We start from the raw sequence: 16,104 nt of genomic DNA, 5'->3' as shown, positions 1-16,104 counted from the left end.
CACGTCCTTGTTCCGTAGCAGGACGAGCGAGAGGCCAGCTTCGTTGGGAGGTTGCCATGTACACCTTCATTTCCCCTCGCCGTCGGGTTCGCCACATTGATGTGAAAAAGATCAGCGAACCTCCAAGTGACTCGAAGTAGCGGCCGCCAGGGTGCCGCACACCCCACTTCAATCCAGCAACACCCCCGGCCGCACCTTGATCTTCGAACCCGCTCCGGCCTGCATTCCTGCCATCAATGTTTCGCGGCCCTTGCGCGTGACGCAGGTCGTCGAAAAGATCAGTTCGGCGTAACCCAGTTCCCGAAAATGCGCGGCAATCGTGGCGGGTATCCTCCCGCTTCCGTTAATTGCCAGTTCGAGCAGCCAGTCCAGTTCGAATTCGGTGAGGTCGTTGTGCATTGCGCTCTCCAATCTTCAATAGCATCGTTTTCTGGAGCAGACAAAAGCTGTGACTGGCATCGATACGGCCGCTCGAAATGTTCAAGATCAACGGCCCCTCGATCGATACCGATCGAATATACGCACGCAAACAGCGGCCAGATTCAGCCGCGCCACATCGTGTCCGGAATTTTTATATTGGTGAAACAGAAAATCGCTCAACTGAAAGACTTATGCAAACTCCGGTCGATCGCTGCGACCAGCGCATGCAGCGAAACCGGCTTGCTCAAATGCCCGTCGAAGCCGGCATCCAGCGCTTTTTTCACGTCCTGCTCGCGGCCAAAACCCGTAAGCGCAAGCGCCGGAATTCTCGCGGTTCGCGGCGTGCTGCGCATCTGCCGGATCATCTCGTAGCCGTTCATGGTCGGCATGCCGATGTCCGAAAGCACCACGTCGAACTCCTGCTGCGTCGTGGCCACGAGCGCCTGCTCCGCGCTCGGCTCAGCCCGCACATGCGCGCCTTCCATTTCCAGCAACGTGCGAAACGCTTCGAGCGCTTCGACGGAATCATCGACAAGCAGCACGCGCAGGCCCGTCAGGATGCTCGGATCGACGAGTTCGCGCGGCGCTTCCCCGCGCGGCGACGGCGCATTCTCCGGCAACCACAGCCTGAAGCGCGCGCCCTGTCCCAACCCTGCCGACTCCGCCTCGATGCGCCCGCCATGCAACTCTGCAAGCTGCTTCACGAGCGACAGTCCGATACCGAGACCACCGCGATCGCGACGGCCGCCGCCATCGGCCTGACTGAACATCTCGAAGATGCGTGGCAGAAAGTCCGGCGCAATGCCCTGCCCGGTGTCCGTCACGTCAAGGCATACGGAACCCGCAAGCTGCGATATCGCCAACTGCACGCGCCCGCCGCGCGGCGTGAATTTCAGCGCATTGCGCACGAGATTCCAGATCATCTGCTCGACGCGTTCGGCGTCGGCGTAAATCATCATGGCGGCGTCGGCGCCTGTCATCGATAAATCGATACCCCCCGAAACCGCATCCGCCGTGCTTGCTTGCACGACTGCACGCAACATCGACGTCACGTCCACCGGCGAGAACCGCAGCGCGAGCTTGCCCGTGCGCACGCGCGACAAATCCAGCAGGTCGTCGATGATCTTCGCCTGTCCCGCCACCGCGCGCTGGATGGCGTCGGCGGCATCCTGGACGATCGCGTTGTCGCGCACCTCGGGGGTGCGCGTGAGCAGCTCGGCCTTGACGTGAATCAGGTTGAGCGGGTTCTTCAACTCATGCGACAGGAAAGAAAAGAACTCGTCCTTCACGCGATTTGCGGCTTCGGCTTGTGTGCGAATGGCGCGCTCCAGCGCCAGCGTGAGTTGCTGCGGACTTTCGACGCCGGTCTTGCCGGTGACATCGCGGGAGATCGTCGCGAAACCCCGGAACGAACCCGATTCGACGGGCGTCGTCACGCCGCTGCAGAAGACCTCTACGCCATCGCTGCGCACATGCCAGCGTTCGTCTTCTGCGCGCCCGGCCTGGGTAGCCCGCTGGCGTTCCATCTGCGGCACGTGTGCGTCGCGGTCATCGGGAAGAAAGATGAGATCGATAGGCTTGCCCCGCACTTCGCTTTCCAGGTAGCCGAAAATGCGCTGCGCGCCGCCGTTCCACATGACCACGAGACCATCCATGTCCTGCACGATGATTGCATAGTCGTCCGTGGTGACGGCCGCGAGCCACAGGCGTTCTTCGCTGCTGCGCATGGCGGTTTCGGCGGCGCGACGCACGGTGATGTCGATCAGGGCGATCACGGCGCCGTCGATGTGATCACCCGCCCTGCGATACGGCAATACGCGCGCGATAAACCATTCGCCTCGATCCGAGCCGATCTCGCGTTCGGTCAGTTTGAACTCGTTGAATGCGGCGCGGGCGTCGGCGGCCATGTCGGGATAATCGAGCCCATGGGTGATATGAAGCAGGGACCGCCCGATATCCGATGCACTCAGCCGGAACAATTCGGCCGCACGCGGCGTGTATCGTTTGATCCGCAGTTCGCGATCGACGGCCACCGTTGCTACACCGGTGGAGGTGATCAGGTCTTGCAGCTCGTCGTTGGCGTCGACGGTTTCGGCGACTGTATCGGCCAGCGCGATGTTCACCGTGACGAGTTCTTCATTGACCGACTGAAGCTCTTCCTTACCTGCTTCGAGCCCCTCGCCGGTAGAACGAAGCTCCCCATTGATCGCCTGTAATTCCTCATTCAGGGCCTTCGAGTCAGAGGACGAAATAATAAGGGAGCCCGGTTGGGTTGAAGGATTCATCGGAAGCTCCTTCCGAGAACCGGCAAATCGCACGAACAATCGACGCAAAAAGCGTACGAACGCGGGGCGAGCCGGCCAATCTGTTTCCTGAGAATTCGCGCCGGGTGTCCTTCCGCCACGCGAGATATATCAGGATGGGTGGCGTTATTTTTCGCCGTCCTTTTAACTGATACTAGTCGCTATTGGCAAATGCGGTCGAGACAATATCGGGATTAATTCGGCGGATGTAGTTATAACGCCGCACCACCTACACCTGTGAACCTGTTCACCGTTTAATCGGTAGAAACGAATTAGCGCCGTACAAAAAATGCGGGAAAAAGGCCCGGTAAAATCTAATTGAGTCCCACCGCCCAAAATAGCTAAACCGGCAACGATGACCCACTCCATCCCTCTCCGCGTTACGATCTTTTCGCCGCCGTTACGTAACGCTGCGGCGTAACAGCCCGGTGAATGTGACCGGCTGGGGACGCTACGGGGTGTAGCAGCAATCGTGTTCTCTTCGAAATACGTGGCACGTCTCGTGCACCTAAAACGTATCGCATTGACCAGTGCGGGTCTGAACGAGAACGCTCAGACAATAAAAGCAAACGGCTCGAATCAAACAGGCCACCATTAATAGCAACCGAATTGTGGCGCAACCGGGGAATTAAATTGAATAACTATCTTATCGAAAAAGATCTCGTGCATCTTGAACGCGTGGTAAACAAGATTGCCGCGAGTCACGGGCTTTCTCTGTCGTACTGGAGAAAACGCGTGGACTCGATGTTGTCCTTGACGCTCATGCCCGCCCAGCGCAAACGAGTTGGACAAATACACGCGGCCATCTCGATGCTCGAAGACTCGAATTCAAGACCGGCGTCCACGTGTGGCTGAAATATTGACGTCCCTGGCGCTCCGGCAACTGCGAAGGCAGGCCTGCCGGAAGCCGCACATCCAACTCAACAAGCGACATCGCGTTGCCCTCGGCCTCAACGTCGAACCAGCACACCCGGTATCAGGTTTGATAATAGGCAATGCGTTAAACACATATTCCAGCATTTGGAAAAGTGAAGATACGCACTGGCGCGATTATTAAATAAATATGAAGCGCGCCTGTTTCAATCCTCCTTTTTAATAATGCTGGACACGGTCTTTTTATATTTCTAAGATCGATTTTCCGTCGGCTCCGCTGCTCGCGCATCCGCGCCTCGCAGACGCTTTTCCAGAAAAAAGCCCGGATCAACCCCGTTAAATCGTCAGGACCTGCGTGTCGTCTTTCTTTATCGATCGTCCGGTATTTGCATGGATCGTTGCGCTCGCCATTTTCGTGGCGGGCGCGCTCGTCACGCCCTTCCTGCCCGTCGCGCAATACCCGCGGCTGACGCCGCCGCGCATCGTGATCTCGGCCATGTATCCGGGAGCCGCGCCGGAAAGCGTCGACAACACGGTCGCGAGCGTGATCGAAGAAAGTCTCGATGGCGCCGAAGGCCTGCAGTACTACGAAACCACGAGCGACAGCATCGGCGAACTCGAGATCGCCGCCACCTTCTCGGCGGGAACGAACCCGGACATCGCCATGGTCGATGTCCAGAACCGCATGAAGCAGATCGAATCGCGGCTGCCGCAGCAGGTCGTCCAGCAAGGCATCAGCGTGTTCAAGTCCACGGGCACCTTCCTAATGCTCGTGGCGCTCACCTCCACCGATGGCAAGCGCGATTCAGTGGTGCTGAGCGACTACGTGAACCGCTACATGCTGCGCGACCTGAAGCGCGCGCCGGGCGTCGGCGCCGCCGATTTGTGGGACGCGGGCGAGGCGCTGCGCGTCTGGATCGATCCGATGAAACTGCGCGAGTACAACCTCGCCGCCGCCGACGTGACGCAGGCCATCGCCACGCAAAACTCGACGGTAACAGCCGGCACGCTCGGCGACGTGCCGTTCGTCGAGGGGCAGCAACTGACGGCGACGGTGACCGTGCGCGGCCAGTTGATCTCGCCGCAGGAATTCGGCGAAATCGTGCTGAAGGCGCGGCCGGACGGATCGGCGGTCCGGCTGAAAGACGTGGCGCGTGTAGAGGTGGGCCGCGATAGTTACGCGTCGTTTTCACGGCTGAACGGCAAACCATCGGCAACGGTCGGGATCAAGCTCTCGCCGCAAGGCAACGCCATCGAAACGTCGGATGCAATTCGCGCGAAGCTCGCCGAACTGTCGCGCAGCTTGCCGCCGGGCGTGGCAGTCGTGATCCCCTTCGATACCTCCAGGTTTGTCCACGTCGCGCTGCACGAAGTGGCGCTGACCCTGCTCGAAGCCGTGCTGCTCGTGTTCCTCGTCATGTGGCTGTTCCTGCGCGACTTGCGGTATGCGCTCGTGCCGACCGTCGTGATTCCGGTCGCGCTCACCGGCGCGCTGCTCGCGCTCTACGCGCTCGGCATGTCCATCAACGTCTTCACCATGTTCGCGCTGGTGCTTGCAATCGGCATTCTTGTCGATGACGCGATCGTGGTCGTCGAAAACGTCGATCGCGTGATGCGTGAGGAAGGTCTTGCACCCAAGGCCGCCACGCGCCGCGCGATGAAACAGATGGGCAGCGCGATTGTCGGCATCACGGCGGTGCTTACTGCCGTGTTCGTACCGATGGCCTTTTTCCCGGGCAGCGTAGGCGGGATCTATCGGCAATTCACGGTGGCAATGATCGCGTCGATCCTCGTCTCCGCGTTCACCGCGCTCTCGCTTACGCCCGCGTTGTGCGCGAACTTGCTGAAGGCGCCGCCGCGCGACGCGCGAGGACATGGTGCTCACGGCAAGCACAGTTCACGCGGCTTTCCCGCCATGTTCGACTGGACCTCGCGCAAATACAGCGGCCTCGTCGCACGCGTGTTGCGTCGGGCAGGTTCCATGTTCGTGGTGTATCTCATGCTCGCCGGCGCATGCGCGCTGCTTTATATGCATATGCCCAATGGTTTCCTGCCACAGGAAGACCAGGCCCAGCTCCAGGTCATGGTGCAATTGCCGGCCGGCGCCACGCAGGCGCGCACACTCGCCGCTATCGAACAAACGGAAGCCATTCTTCGACGCGAACCGGCGGTATCGAATATCACGAGCGTCGTTGGCTGGAGCTTCCAGGGCAGCGGCCAGAACGTGGCAATGTGTTTCGTGGACCTGAAGGACTGGTCCGCGCGGGATATCGATGCAGGCGCGCTGCGCGACAAATTGAACCGCTCGCTCGCGGGCATCATGGACGCGACGGTCTCGGCGCAGATGCCGCCGCCCGTGCCCGGCATGGGCCATTCAGAAGGCTTCGTGATGCGCCTGGAGGACCGTGGCGGCATTGGAATCCAGGCGTTGACCGCGGCGCGGGAACAGCTCTTCGATCAAGCCAAACGCAACCCCGCGTTCGCCGATGTCCACTCGGAAGCGCTGCCGGACGCACCGCGCATCGTGCTGGATGTCGACCGTGCAAAAGCGTATGCGCTGGGGGTGTCGTTCGACAGGATCGGCGATGCGCTCGGCAATACCTTCGGCTCGACGTACATCGACGACTTCCCGTCCGGCGGCCGGATGCGCCGCGTGATGATCGCCGCCGATGCGTCTTCGCGCATGACCGAAGCCGATCTCATGAATCTCTCGGTGCGCAATCTTGCGGGGCAGATGGTGCCGTTGTCGTCGGTGGCATCGCTCCACTGGACGACCGGTCCTTCCGTGCTCACGCGCTACAACGGCTCGCCTTCAATCGATGTCAGCGGCCGCCCGGCCAACGGCGTGAGCTCCGGCGCGGCGATGGCCGAAATGGAGCGCCTCGCGCAGATGCTGCCGGTTGGCGTCGGCTTCGACTGGACCGATACCGCGCTCGAAGAGACCCGCGCGGCGCGGCTCACGCCGGTGCTGATCGGCTTGTCGCTGCTGGCCGTGTTCATGGCGCTGGCCGCGCTCTACGAGAGCTGGACCATTCCGCTGGCGGTGCTGACCATCGTGCCGCTCGGCATGATCGGCGCGGTGATCGCGATGTACACGCGCGGCATGCCGAACGACGTGTATTTCAAGGTCGGCATGATCACGGTGATCGGGTTATCGGCGAAAAACGCGATCTTGATCGTGCAGTTCGCCCGCACGCTTCACGCCGATGGCATGGCGCTGGCCGAAGCCATCGTCGCCGCTGCAAGCGCCCGCTTCCGGCCAATCGTGATGACATCGGCGGCATTTTTGCTGGGCGTCACGCCGCTGCTCGTGTCGAGCGGCGCCGGGGCGGAAAGCCGGCGTTCGATTGGCACCGGCGTGTTCGGCGGCGCGATCACCGCGACCGTCCTCGGGCTCGTGTTCACGCCGCTGGCGTTTTTCATCGTGGTATCGGTGCAAAGATTCATGCAGCGCAAATTCAAGTCGATGACCCGCGAAAAACCATCGGCCAGCACAGAACTCGACGACCTGCCCCGCGCCGATATCCAGGGTTCGCGCGATAGCTGACCGGGCGGCCGCACCGCTTTCCCAAACTCCCGTCGCAACGACCTATGATTGCTACAATCCGCGTTTAACGCGTTCGCCGGAGGTTGGAATGGCCTATCCCGCGGGTACAGTCGCCGCGCTCAGTTCGGCGGCGGCGACTGTGTTTTCAATCGGCATCGTATTCCTCGGGTACTGGGGCATCCACGAATCAACCCAGTGGCATTTCGCCGATGTTACCGTGGCCATCCTTGCACTCGGCGGCTTCATATGCCTGGGTCTGGTGCCCTGGCTCGCCACCTCCCCCGTCGCCCACCCCGACGACGACTCCCTGATACGCCATGCGCGGCACGCCTTTCTGGCAGGCGTGGGCGCGCTTTGGCTGGCAATCGTCGTGTCGATCTTTACGTGAATATCCGCCTTTGACCCGCCCTCCGTTCAATATGAAGATTCGCCCCGCACAAGTGATCGAGCTCGTGGTGAATCTGCTGCTGCCCTGGCTCGCTTACAAACTCGCGTTGCCGTATTGGGGTGAGCTTGGGGCGCTGTATGCATCGGCGGTGCCGCCGATTGTCTGGAGTCTTGCCGAGTTTGCAAGGAACCGGCGTGTCGATGCCCTGAGCGTGCTGGTGTTGATCGGCATTGCGCTGTCCATCGTGCTGATGGCGCTTGGCGGCAGTCCGCGCCTCTTGCTGATGCGTGAATCGATGGCATCCGGCGCCATCGGCCTTGCGTTCCTGCTATCGCTCGTCGCGCGCCGGCCGCTGACGTTCTACCTCGCACGGGCGACGGTGGCACGCGAATCCGATGGCGGCGCCGAGCGCTTCGAGACACTGTGGGAGAGCCGGCCTCAATTGCGCCGCTCGATCCGCCTGATGACGTTTGCGTGGGGACTGGGGCTGACCGGCGAGAACCTGCTGCGCGCGTGGCTTGCGTGGCATTGGCCGATCGAACGCTTCCTGCTGGTGTCGCCGTTTATCGGCTACGGGATTTATGGCGGCCTGACGGTGTGGACGATCATTTATCGCAAGCGGATGAAAGCGCGCGAGGCGGCCGCACCGGCAACGCCGGTTCAATCGTGAACCCGCGCAAATAAAAAACGCGCCCTTGCCTGTTGAGCAAAGCGCGCGTTTCGGTCAGAGCGACTTCTTGTTTCAAGCCGCTTGCTGCTGATACTGGATCCGATGCAGGTTCGCATACAGCCCGTTGTGCCGCAGCAATTCGGCGTGACTGCCCTGCTCGGCGATCTTGCCCGCGTCCATCACGAGGATGCGATCCGCGCGCTCGATCGTCGATAACCGGTGCGCGATGACCAGCGTCGTGCGCCCTTTCATCAGGGTTTCCAGCGCTTCCTGGACGTGCCGCTCGGATTCGGAGTCGAGCGCGGACGTCGCTTCGTCGAGGATCAGGATCGGTGCATCCTTGTAAATGGCGCGCGCAATCGCAAGCCGCTGGCGCTGGCCCCCCGAGAGCCGCATGCCGTTGCCGCCTACGCGTGTCTCCATGCCTTCGGGCATGGCGTCGACCACGTCCGCCAGATTTGCCGCGGCGAGCGCCGCTCTCACGCGTTCGCGGTCCGGTGTCTGGCCATACGCGACATTGGCGGCGATCGTGTCGTTGAAGAGCACCACGTCCTGGCTCACCATCGCCATTTGGCTGCGCAGGTCGTGGAGGCTGTATTCGGGAAGCGCCACGCCGTCGACCATGACCGCGCCGCCGGCCGGGTCGAAGAAACGCGGCAGCAGGTTGACCAGCGTTGTCTTGCCGCTGCCCGATGCCCCCGCCAGCGCCACCATCTCGCCCGGCGCGACCTTGAACGACACGGCATCGAGCGTAGGCGCGCCGCTCGTGCCATAGCTGAACGACACGTCGCGGAATTCCACTTCGCCGCGCGCGCGCTGCAAGGGACGGCCGCCGCCTTCGGGCTCGACGGGTTCATCGATCAGACCGAAGATCAGCTCGGCCGCCGTCATGCCGCGCTGCAGCGGCTGGTTGATGTCGATCAGGTGCTTGAGCGGCGAGATCACCAGCAGCATGGACGTGACGAACGCGACGAAACCGCCGACCGTGGTCTGGTCGTTCGCCGATTGCACGACGGCGATGGTGATCACGATCGCGAGCGCAATCGATGCGAGGAATTGCGTCAGCGGCTGGGCGAGACCGCCCGACACCGTCATGCGCATGGAGTAGCCGCGCAGGCGGTTGCTCATGTCGGTGAAGCGGTCGTTTTCGTACTTCTGGCCGTTATGCACCTTCACGACCTTGTAGCCGCCGACCGTTTCTTCAACGATGTACGACAGCTCGTTCGTGAGCAACTGATGCTCGCGGTTCAGGCGGCGCAACCGCCGGTTGATCTTGCTGACCAGCCAGCCGATAGCCGGCAGGATCACCGCGATCACGAGCGTCAGGCGCCAGTTTAGGATGAATAGATAGCCGAGCAGGAAGATCACCGTCAGCGAATCGCGCACGAGCGTCACGACAACGCTTTGCAGCACGTTCAGGATCTGGTTCACCTCGAACACGATCGCGTTGATGATAGTACTGGCAGTTTCGCGCTGGAAAAAACCGGCGCTGGTGTTGATCATCCGGTCGAACATCTTGAGGCGCAGTTCGAGCAGGATCTTGTTGGTGACGTACGAAAGCAGGTAGCCGGACGCATACTGCATGCCGCCGCGCACGACCGCGAGACCGACAACCGCAGCAGGCACGATCCACTTGGCGCTCGCGCTGCCGTTCGCGCCGAAGCCGTGGTCGAGCAGCGGTTTGAGCAGCATCGGGATACCGGCTTCGCTGGCGGCGACAAAACCCATCGCGATCAGGCCGAGCGTCACGATGCCGAGGAGCGGCTTGATGTATGGCCAGAGCCGGGTCATGACGGCGGCGGGCGATGTGGTCTTGCCGCCGCCGATCGTTTTGCTCAAGGTTGGCTTTTGACTCAAAAGTTGTTTTCCTGGTTGGTGCATGGGCGGGCGCGCACGGGACTTGGCCGCTCGCACGGCGCCTGTGCTTTTGTGCTCTTGCCCTGACTCTGCCCTGTGCCGGTTCGGCAAACCGGTATTGTAATGCGGTGGGGTGCTCTGTCTCATTAACACCCTCGGCGCTTCGCCACGGCAATTTTCCGAGAAGCTCAGAAACGCGGCTAACACATACGGCGCACGATCATCGCTGTTCGCCGTTGCGCGCTTTCGGAACCATTCCAGCCAGCTTTTCCCCCTGCCCCATCAGGAAGCCGGAAAAACACCAGAATGCAAGTGCCGTCGTCTGCCACATGAAGTCATCGGTGGAATTTTTCGCGATCATGCCCACCGCCAGCGCTATTCCCGCAGCGCTCACCCATGGCACCGCGTGCCGCAGACGCCAGAAGCGCCAGATCAACGCCAGCAGCAACGAAATCTCCAGCACCACGCCGACAATGCCCGTCTCGAGCCACGTGTTCAGGAAAAGGTTATGCGCGTGCGTCAACGCCTGCGGCTCACGCTCCAGCAAGCTCGGCGGAATTTCCGCCTGAAAGACGCGTCCCGGCAAAGGCTTGCCAAAACCAACGCCCGTCCACGTGCGCGCCTCGCCCTCCCGCCCGTAGAACGCCCACAGTTTGGGACGGGTATCGGAGGACATCGCGTCGCCGATACCCGCCAGTGCCTCCGGCATGTACATCTTGTCGCCGGCGACCGTGACTTCGCGCGCCACCGGTTTCGGCATGTTGTGACCGAGACGCAAACGCACGCTCAGCTCGAGCGTTCCCACCGCTGCGACGCAAATCACCAGCACGCTCACCGCCGCAAGGAACAAATGCTTCCGATACAGCGGGTAAGCCGCGACCACGAGCGTGACACCCGCAGCCGGCCAGAAAAACCGATTGAGCGTCGCCAGGCCGATGACCAGCGCCAGCACAATGCCGCTCAGCCCGAAAAGCCGCCAGCGGCGATCCATCAGGAAGCCGGTGAAAAGGGTTATCGAGAAGATGGCGAGCGTGCTCGTGTGGCCAACCCGGTTGTAGTAGTGAAGAAGGACATCGGCGGGATTGGTGGGCGGCTGCAGGCGGCCCCAGTAATACACACTGCCGGCCGCGAGCAGCAGGCACGCAACCCAGTTGATCAGCACGATCTGCTGCGGCCGCTCAGTGCGTGTGCCGATGAGCCAGAACGCCAGGAAAGACACGAGCGGATACAGCACTTCGTCGAGCCACGCATGCATGCTGTCGCGCGGGAACGGCGACCACGAGACGGATATCAGCGCCCAGGCGCCCCAGGCCGCTATAGGCAGTACCAACGGCCAGCGCAACGGCGATGGCCGGTCCGGCGAAAATGCCGCGGCAAGCGTGCCGATCCCCACAAGTCCCAGCGACAGGTTTTCGAGCGCGGTCATGTGGGCGAACATCGCGACAAACATAATGACTGGACACGCCACCCACAGGACGCGTTCCACCTTCACGCACATCTTCGTCATTGCACTCCCGGAAGAGCCGCCCGCAAGCTTTTGCAGACGGCCTCAAGCGATATAAAGCCCATGCAGTCGGCATGGTCGCCGCGCCATGCGACGCACGTCGATGTATTGCGATCACAGCGGCGGGCCCACGCCACGTACCGCCTGAAAATATCGGGTTGATCACGGCACGGCATTTCAGCGATAGTAACCGGCGTGAACGGCGCATCGCGCCAGTAGTTTCCCGCGCCATGGATCAGTGCGTTGCCCGGCCCGAACAGCGCGATGGTCGGCACGCCGGTCAGACGTCCGAGATGAGCCACGCCGGTATCAGGGCAGACGATCGCCCGCGCACCGGCGAACATATGCCACACCTGACGCAAATCGATACGGCCGGCAAAGCTCGCATACCGTCCGGCGGGATCGATTGCGTCGATCAACCCGGTTTCGCTGGGGCCGCCGCTCCATACCGGCCTGAGCCCGAGCGTTTCCACATAAGCCGCCAGCGCGCGCCAGCGCTCATCGGGCCAGCGCTTGACGTCAGTGCTCGCGCCTGGATGCAGCACCACGTAAGGTTGCTGCAAGATGCGTGCATCGTCTTCCGCGAGCGCCGCAGGCGCCGGAGCTGGCCAGTCCTCCGTCCGATATGCCCGCGGCGCCGGCCCGTCGATCAACCCGGCGGCAATATCGGCCCACGCGCCCGGATGGTCTGGATAGGGCACGGCCTGGTTGAGCGGCCAGTTCTTCCAGGCAGGGAGATCGTGCGCGTGACCGACGATCCACCGGCATCCGGCCGCGAGCGCCAGCCACGCATGACGATTATCCCCGGCTACGATGCCGAGATCGTACGGTCCCGAACGCAACACGGCCCTGACCGAGCGCTGGTCGCGCGGATCGAAGGGAATCACATCGATACCGAACGGCTTGCCGGCGTAAAGCGGCACGATCGGCTTCGGACAGGTCAGCACGATCTGCGCATCCGGATGTTGGGCGCGCAATTTGGCGATGAGCGGCGTCAGCAGCAGCGTGTCGCCAAGCAACAAGTGATGCGCAATCAGGACGCGCCTCACCACCTGCGGCTTCCGGCGCAACGGCTTCAACGTCAGCCGGGGCAATGCGCGGGTCATGATGCGCATGCGTCCAGAAAGTCGGCTCATCGGACAGCGTTCCTGCTTGAGAATTAGAGTGTGTGGGTTGCGATCGATACACGCCAGGAACCACGCCCATTCAGCGAACCCGGCAATAGAGGAGGTTCAGGCCCGGCTAACCGTTCACAAACGCCACACTACGAGGCCCGCCGCAGCGATCTCCTCCAGCGGCAAGGTCGACTTCACGTCGGCGAAAACGGCGCCCGGTTTCGCCAGCGCGATCAATGCGCCCGTATTTTGCAGGAAATTGCGATGCGGCACCGCGAGAACAACAAGATCGGCCTGTTCCAGCGCATCGAACGCGGTCAGCGACGCGCCGTATTCGGTGAAAGCTTCCTCCGGGTCCGCGAGCGGATCGTGGAGCTGGACGTTGAGACCGTAGTCTTCGAGGTGATGAACAATATCGATCACCTTGGAATTGCGCAGGTCCGGGCAATTCTCCTTGAACGTGAGCCCGAGCACGACCGCCTTCGCCCCCAGCGGCGCGCGGCCGGTCCGGATCAGCGTCTTGACGGCACGCTCGGCAACAAACCGTCCCATGCCGTCGTTGACCCGTCGTCCCGCAAGGATCACCTGCGGCGTGTAACCCGATACCTGCGCCTTGTGCGTCAGGTAATAAGGATCCACGCCAATGCAGTGACCGCCCACCAGACCGGGCGTGAACGGCAGGAAGTTCCATTTGGTGCCGGCGGCGTCGAGCACTTCGCGGGTATCGATATCGAGGTAATCGAAAATGATCGCCGCCTCGTTCATCAGCGCGATGTTCAGGTCGCGCTGGGTGTTTTCGATCACCTTCGCGGCCTCGGCCACCTTGATGGACCCGGCGCGGAACACGCCCGCCGTCACCACCGAGCCATACACCTCGGCGACCAGGTCGAGCGTCCTTGCATCCGACCCCGAGACGATCTTCACGATATTGCAGAACGTGTGCAGCTTGTCGCCCGGGTTGATGCGCTCCGGGCTGTACCCCACCGTGAAATCCGTGCCGAAGCACAAGCCCGATTCGCGCTCGAGAATCGGCACGCAGATTTCTTCGGTGACACCGGGATAAACCGTCGATTCGTACACCACGATGTCGCCGCGCTTGAGCGCCCGGCCGACCGTTTCGGAGGCGCGGATCACCGGCTGCAGGTCCGGCTGCGCGCCGGCGCTGATCGGAGTCGGCACCGCGACGATGTGGAAGTCGGCTTGCTTCAGGCTCTCGACGCTGTCGGTCAGTTCGATCTGCGCCCCAGCCAGTTCGTCGCGGCTGACCTCGCCGTTGCGGTCCAGACCCGCGCGAAGGTCGGCGAGCCGGTTCGGGCTGACGTCGAAGCCAATCGTGCGGCGCTGCATGCCAAAGGCAACGGCGACGGGCAACCCACATAACCCAGGCCGATAACGGAGACGTGTCGATCATGCATGGCGATAATTACTCGTAAGTGTCGGGACTCGCGTGGGTCCGAATGCGTCGCCGCGGCGGCTGCTTCGGTCCATCGTCATTTGATTTTCAGGTAAAGGCGGCTGAGAAGCGGCCGGCTGTGAACCCACAGGCGGCTTTTCAGCCACGCAGCGGGTTTGTCGCGTACGTCGAGCCGGAAGATATGACCCGGATCACCGCGCTGGACGTTCGTGCCCGGTTGCACCGTGTAGAGATGCCGGAACCCCGCGGCGGCGGCCTCTTCTTGATAGTCGGTATCGAAATAACCCTGCGGCCAGCAAAGATGATCCGATGCCTCGCCGAGATTCTGTTCGAGCGTCGCGCGGGCTTCTAGCAAGTCATATCGCAGGCTGGCGCGTCTGACAGCCGGGTCCGCGCTCACCCGATCCCAGCGCGTATGCGTGTGCGTATGGCTGTGGAATTCGAACGTTCCGGCCTGGCGCATGGCATGAATCTCGGACCAACGGACGATCACCTTGTCCGTTTCACCTGCCTCGATCGCCGCCTTCGATGCCGTATGCCCCAGCAACTCGGGCAGGTCCGGCAATGCGCTCACCGAGTTGGAACGCACGGGGCCGTCGTTGATCCATCCCGATACCAGGAAACCGAGCGCCGTAAATCCGTGCCGTGCGAGCACCGGATGGGCGTGAACCCAGTTGTCGAGGTATCCGTCGTCGAAGGTGAGCACCACGGACTTCTCGGGCACCGGCTCGCCTGCAAGATACGCGCTGAAAGCGCTCGCACCCAATGTCGTGTAACCCTCGCGCGCGAGCATCGCCATCTGGTCCGCGAAATTCGTCGGCGATACGGTCACTGCGCCCGCCGCCGGGCTCACGTGGTGATACATCAGCACGGGCACGGCGCGCGCCGTCTTCATGCGAGGCCCCGCTCGCTCAGGCTGCTCACATAAAACGCAGCCATTTCGTTCGCCATGGTGTCCACCGAAAAACGCGTCTGCGTGATGCGCAAACCGGCATCGCCCATACGGCGGCGGTCGTCGGGGGCATCGGCCAGGCGCAGCAGGGCGGCGGCGAGCGCCCGGTCGTCGTGCGCCGGAACGAGCAGGCCGTTCACGCCGTCGTCGATAACCTCGGGCACACCGTCCACCGCCGTGCCGATCACAGGCAGTCCTGCAGCCATGGCCTCGATAAACGACGTCCCCAGCGCCTCCTGATGTGTCGGCAGCACGAACAGATCGAAGCCTGCCAGCACATTGGGGATGTCGCGGCGCAGCCCGAGCATATGGATGTGATCGGCAAGACCGTTGTCCTGCACGCTCGCGCGGATTTCATCGAAGAGAGGTCCGTCGCCGGCGAACACAAAATGCAGGTTTGGACGCTGTTGGATCAAAGGTTTCGCAATCCGGATCAAATCCGCGTGGCCTTTCTTGTCGCGCAGGATTGCGACCGTGCCGGCGATTACCGCGTTCTCTCCGAGGCCAAGTTCCGCGCGCAGCGTGGATGCCGCGCGGCTCACCGACGGTGGTTTCGCGATACCCGTATAAATGGTCACGACATCGTTTTCCGGCACGCCTTCGGATACCAGATAACGCCGCACCGACTGGCTCACGGCGACCACCTTGTGCGGCAGCCATGTGTACGTGGCGCGCGAGGTGATGGCAAGCGCGAGATGGCGAGTGCGCACGATCAGCGGCGTACCTGCGAGACGCGCGGCAGCGCCGCCAAGCAGGCTGTCGCGGCCACTGTGCGTATTGAGCACGTCGAAACGGCGTTCCTTCAAAAGCTGCCGAATGCGCGCGACCGCGCTCACGTCCATGCCCGATCGCATGGGTGTGGTGTGAATCGTGAAGCCTTCCGCGCCGAGCCGCTCGCCGAGCCGCGCGCCCGGAACACAAACGAGTTCCAGCGTATGGCCGCGTTCACGCAGCGCAAGCATTTCCTTGAATGTGCGATGTTCCTGACCGCCCCACCCGTTGGACGATTCGCTGTGCAAAATTCTCAGCGGTTTCATTGCAGTGATGGACTCCGTTTGATC

12 protein-coding genes are annotated in these 16,104 nt (G+C 62.2%); 4 read left to right on the top strand and 8 right to left on the bottom strand.

All coding sequences use genetic code 11. The annotated features are described in order from the left end of the window. Positions 1-168: 168 nt before the first annotated feature. Together AXG89_RS11050 and AXG89_RS11045 are read right to left on the bottom strand one after the other, a co-directional pair. Positions 169-399 (bottom strand): hypothetical protein, encoded by a 231-nt coding sequence (locus AXG89_RS11050; RefSeq protein ID WP_061998984.1) that lies wholly within the window; start codon positions 397-399, stop codon positions 169-171. Positions 400-596: 197 nt separating this feature from the next. Next, positions 597-2,705, bottom strand: coding sequence for an ATP-binding protein (locus AXG89_RS11045; protein WP_062169691.1), 2,109 nt, complete (start codon positions 2,703-2,705; stop codon positions 597-599). A 651-nt stretch (positions 2,706-3,356) separates the two neighbouring features. Between AXG89_RS11045 and AXG89_RS42110 the strand changes: the two genes are divergently transcribed. From AXG89_RS42110 to AXG89_RS11030, 4 genes are all read left to right on the top strand, one after another. After that, a complete protein-coding gene (locus AXG89_RS42110; RefSeq protein WP_162916047.1) occupies positions 3,357-3,578 on the top strand; it encodes a hypothetical protein in 222 nt (73 codons plus the stop codon). 373 nt (positions 3,579-3,951) lie between these two features. Further along, positions 3,952-7,143, top strand: a complete 3,192-nt coding sequence (locus tag AXG89_RS11040; protein WP_062169689.1) for a multidrug efflux RND transporter permease subunit — start codon at positions 3,952-3,954, stop codon at positions 7,141-7,143. Between the two features lie 88 nt (positions 7,144-7,231). After that, positions 7,232-7,531 (top strand): hypothetical protein, encoded by a 300-nt coding sequence (locus tag AXG89_RS11035; RefSeq protein WP_061998981.1) that lies wholly within the window; start codon positions 7,232-7,234, stop codon positions 7,529-7,531. Positions 7,532-7,562: 31 nt separating this feature from the next. Then, entirely contained in the window at positions 7,563-8,201 is a 639-nt protein-coding gene (locus tag AXG89_RS11030; RefSeq protein WP_061998980.1) for a VC0807 family protein, read from the top strand. Positions 8,202-8,273: 72 nt separating this feature from the next. Here AXG89_RS11030 and msbA read toward each other — a convergent pair whose 3' ends face one another. The 6 genes from msbA to AXG89_RS11000 form a co-directional block, all read right to left on the bottom strand. After that, positions 8,274-9,992 carry a lipid A export permease/ATP-binding protein MsbA gene (gene msbA, locus AXG89_RS11025; RefSeq protein WP_236873419.1) on the bottom strand — a complete coding sequence of 573 codons (1,719 nt, stop codon included), beginning with the start codon at positions 9,990-9,992 and terminating at the stop codon, positions 8,274-8,276. Between the two features lie 286 nt (positions 9,993-10,278). Beyond that, on the bottom strand, positions 10,279-11,565 hold the full coding sequence (locus AXG89_RS11020) for an O-antigen ligase family protein (RefSeq protein ID WP_062169686.1): 1,287 nt from the start codon (positions 11,563-11,565) through the stop codon (positions 10,279-10,281). After that, positions 11,562-12,698: a glycosyltransferase family 9 protein gene (locus AXG89_RS11015; protein WP_061998978.1), complete on the bottom strand. Its 1,137-nt coding sequence runs from the start codon at positions 12,696-12,698 to the stop codon at positions 11,562-11,564. Before AXG89_RS11015 ends, AXG89_RS11020 begins: the two co-directional genes overlap by 4 nt. Positions 12,699-12,812: 114 nt before the next feature. Further along, positions 12,813-14,048 carry a nucleotide sugar dehydrogenase gene (locus tag AXG89_RS11010; RefSeq protein ID WP_335671950.1) on the bottom strand — a complete coding sequence of 412 codons (1,236 nt, stop codon included), beginning with the start codon at positions 14,046-14,048 and terminating at the stop codon, positions 12,813-12,815. A gap of 119 nt (positions 14,049-14,167) precedes the next feature. Then, positions 14,168-14,986: a polysaccharide deacetylase family protein gene (locus AXG89_RS11005; RefSeq protein ID WP_062169684.1), complete on the bottom strand. Its 819-nt coding sequence runs from the start codon at positions 14,984-14,986 to the stop codon at positions 14,168-14,170. Further along, entirely contained in the window at positions 14,983-16,080 is a 1,098-nt protein-coding gene (locus AXG89_RS11000; RefSeq protein ID WP_061998975.1) for a glycosyltransferase, read from the bottom strand. The genes AXG89_RS11005 and AXG89_RS11000 overlap by 4 nt, the downstream gene beginning before the upstream one ends. Positions 16,081-16,104 lie beyond the last annotated feature (24 nt).

The organism is Burkholderia sp. PAMC 26561, from assembly GCF_001557535.2.
In the GTDB taxonomy this organism is placed as follows: Bacteria; Pseudomonadota; Gammaproteobacteria; order Burkholderiales; family Burkholderiaceae; genus Caballeronia.
This window is presented reverse-complemented; position numbering and strand designations above follow the sequence as displayed.

Coding starts and splice junctions, on each gene's coding strand:
- AXG89_RS11000 (WP_061998975.1), bottom strand. CDS start 16,080: ATGAAACCGCTGAGAATTTTGCACAGCGAATCGTCCAACGGGTGGGGC.
- AXG89_RS11035 (WP_061998981.1), top strand. CDS start 7,232: ATGGCCTATCCCGCGGGTACAGTCGCCGCGCTCAGTTCGGCGGCGGCG.
- AXG89_RS11045 (WP_062169691.1), bottom strand. CDS start 2,705: ATGAATCCTTCAACCCAACCGGGCTCCCTTATTATTTCGTCCTCTGAC.
- AXG89_RS11015 (WP_061998978.1), bottom strand. CDS start 12,698: ATGAGCCGACTTTCTGGACGCATGCGCATCATGACCCGCGCATTGCCC.
- AXG89_RS11020 (WP_062169686.1), bottom strand. CDS start 11,565: ATGACGAAGATGTGCGTGAAGGTGGAACGCGTCCTGTGGGTGGCGTGT.
- AXG89_RS11050 (WP_061998984.1), bottom strand. CDS start 399: ATGCACAACGACCTCACCGAATTCGAACTGGACTGGCTGCTCGAACTG.
- AXG89_RS11030 (WP_061998980.1), top strand. CDS start 7,563: ATGAAGATTCGCCCCGCACAAGTGATCGAGCTCGTGGTGAATCTGCTG.
- AXG89_RS11005 (WP_062169684.1), bottom strand. CDS start 14,986: ATGAAGACGGCGCGCGCCGTGCCCGTGCTGATGTATCACCACGTGAGC.
- msbA (WP_236873419.1), bottom strand. CDS start 9,992: ATGACCCGGCTCTGGCCATACATCAAGCCGCTCCTCGGCATCGTGACG.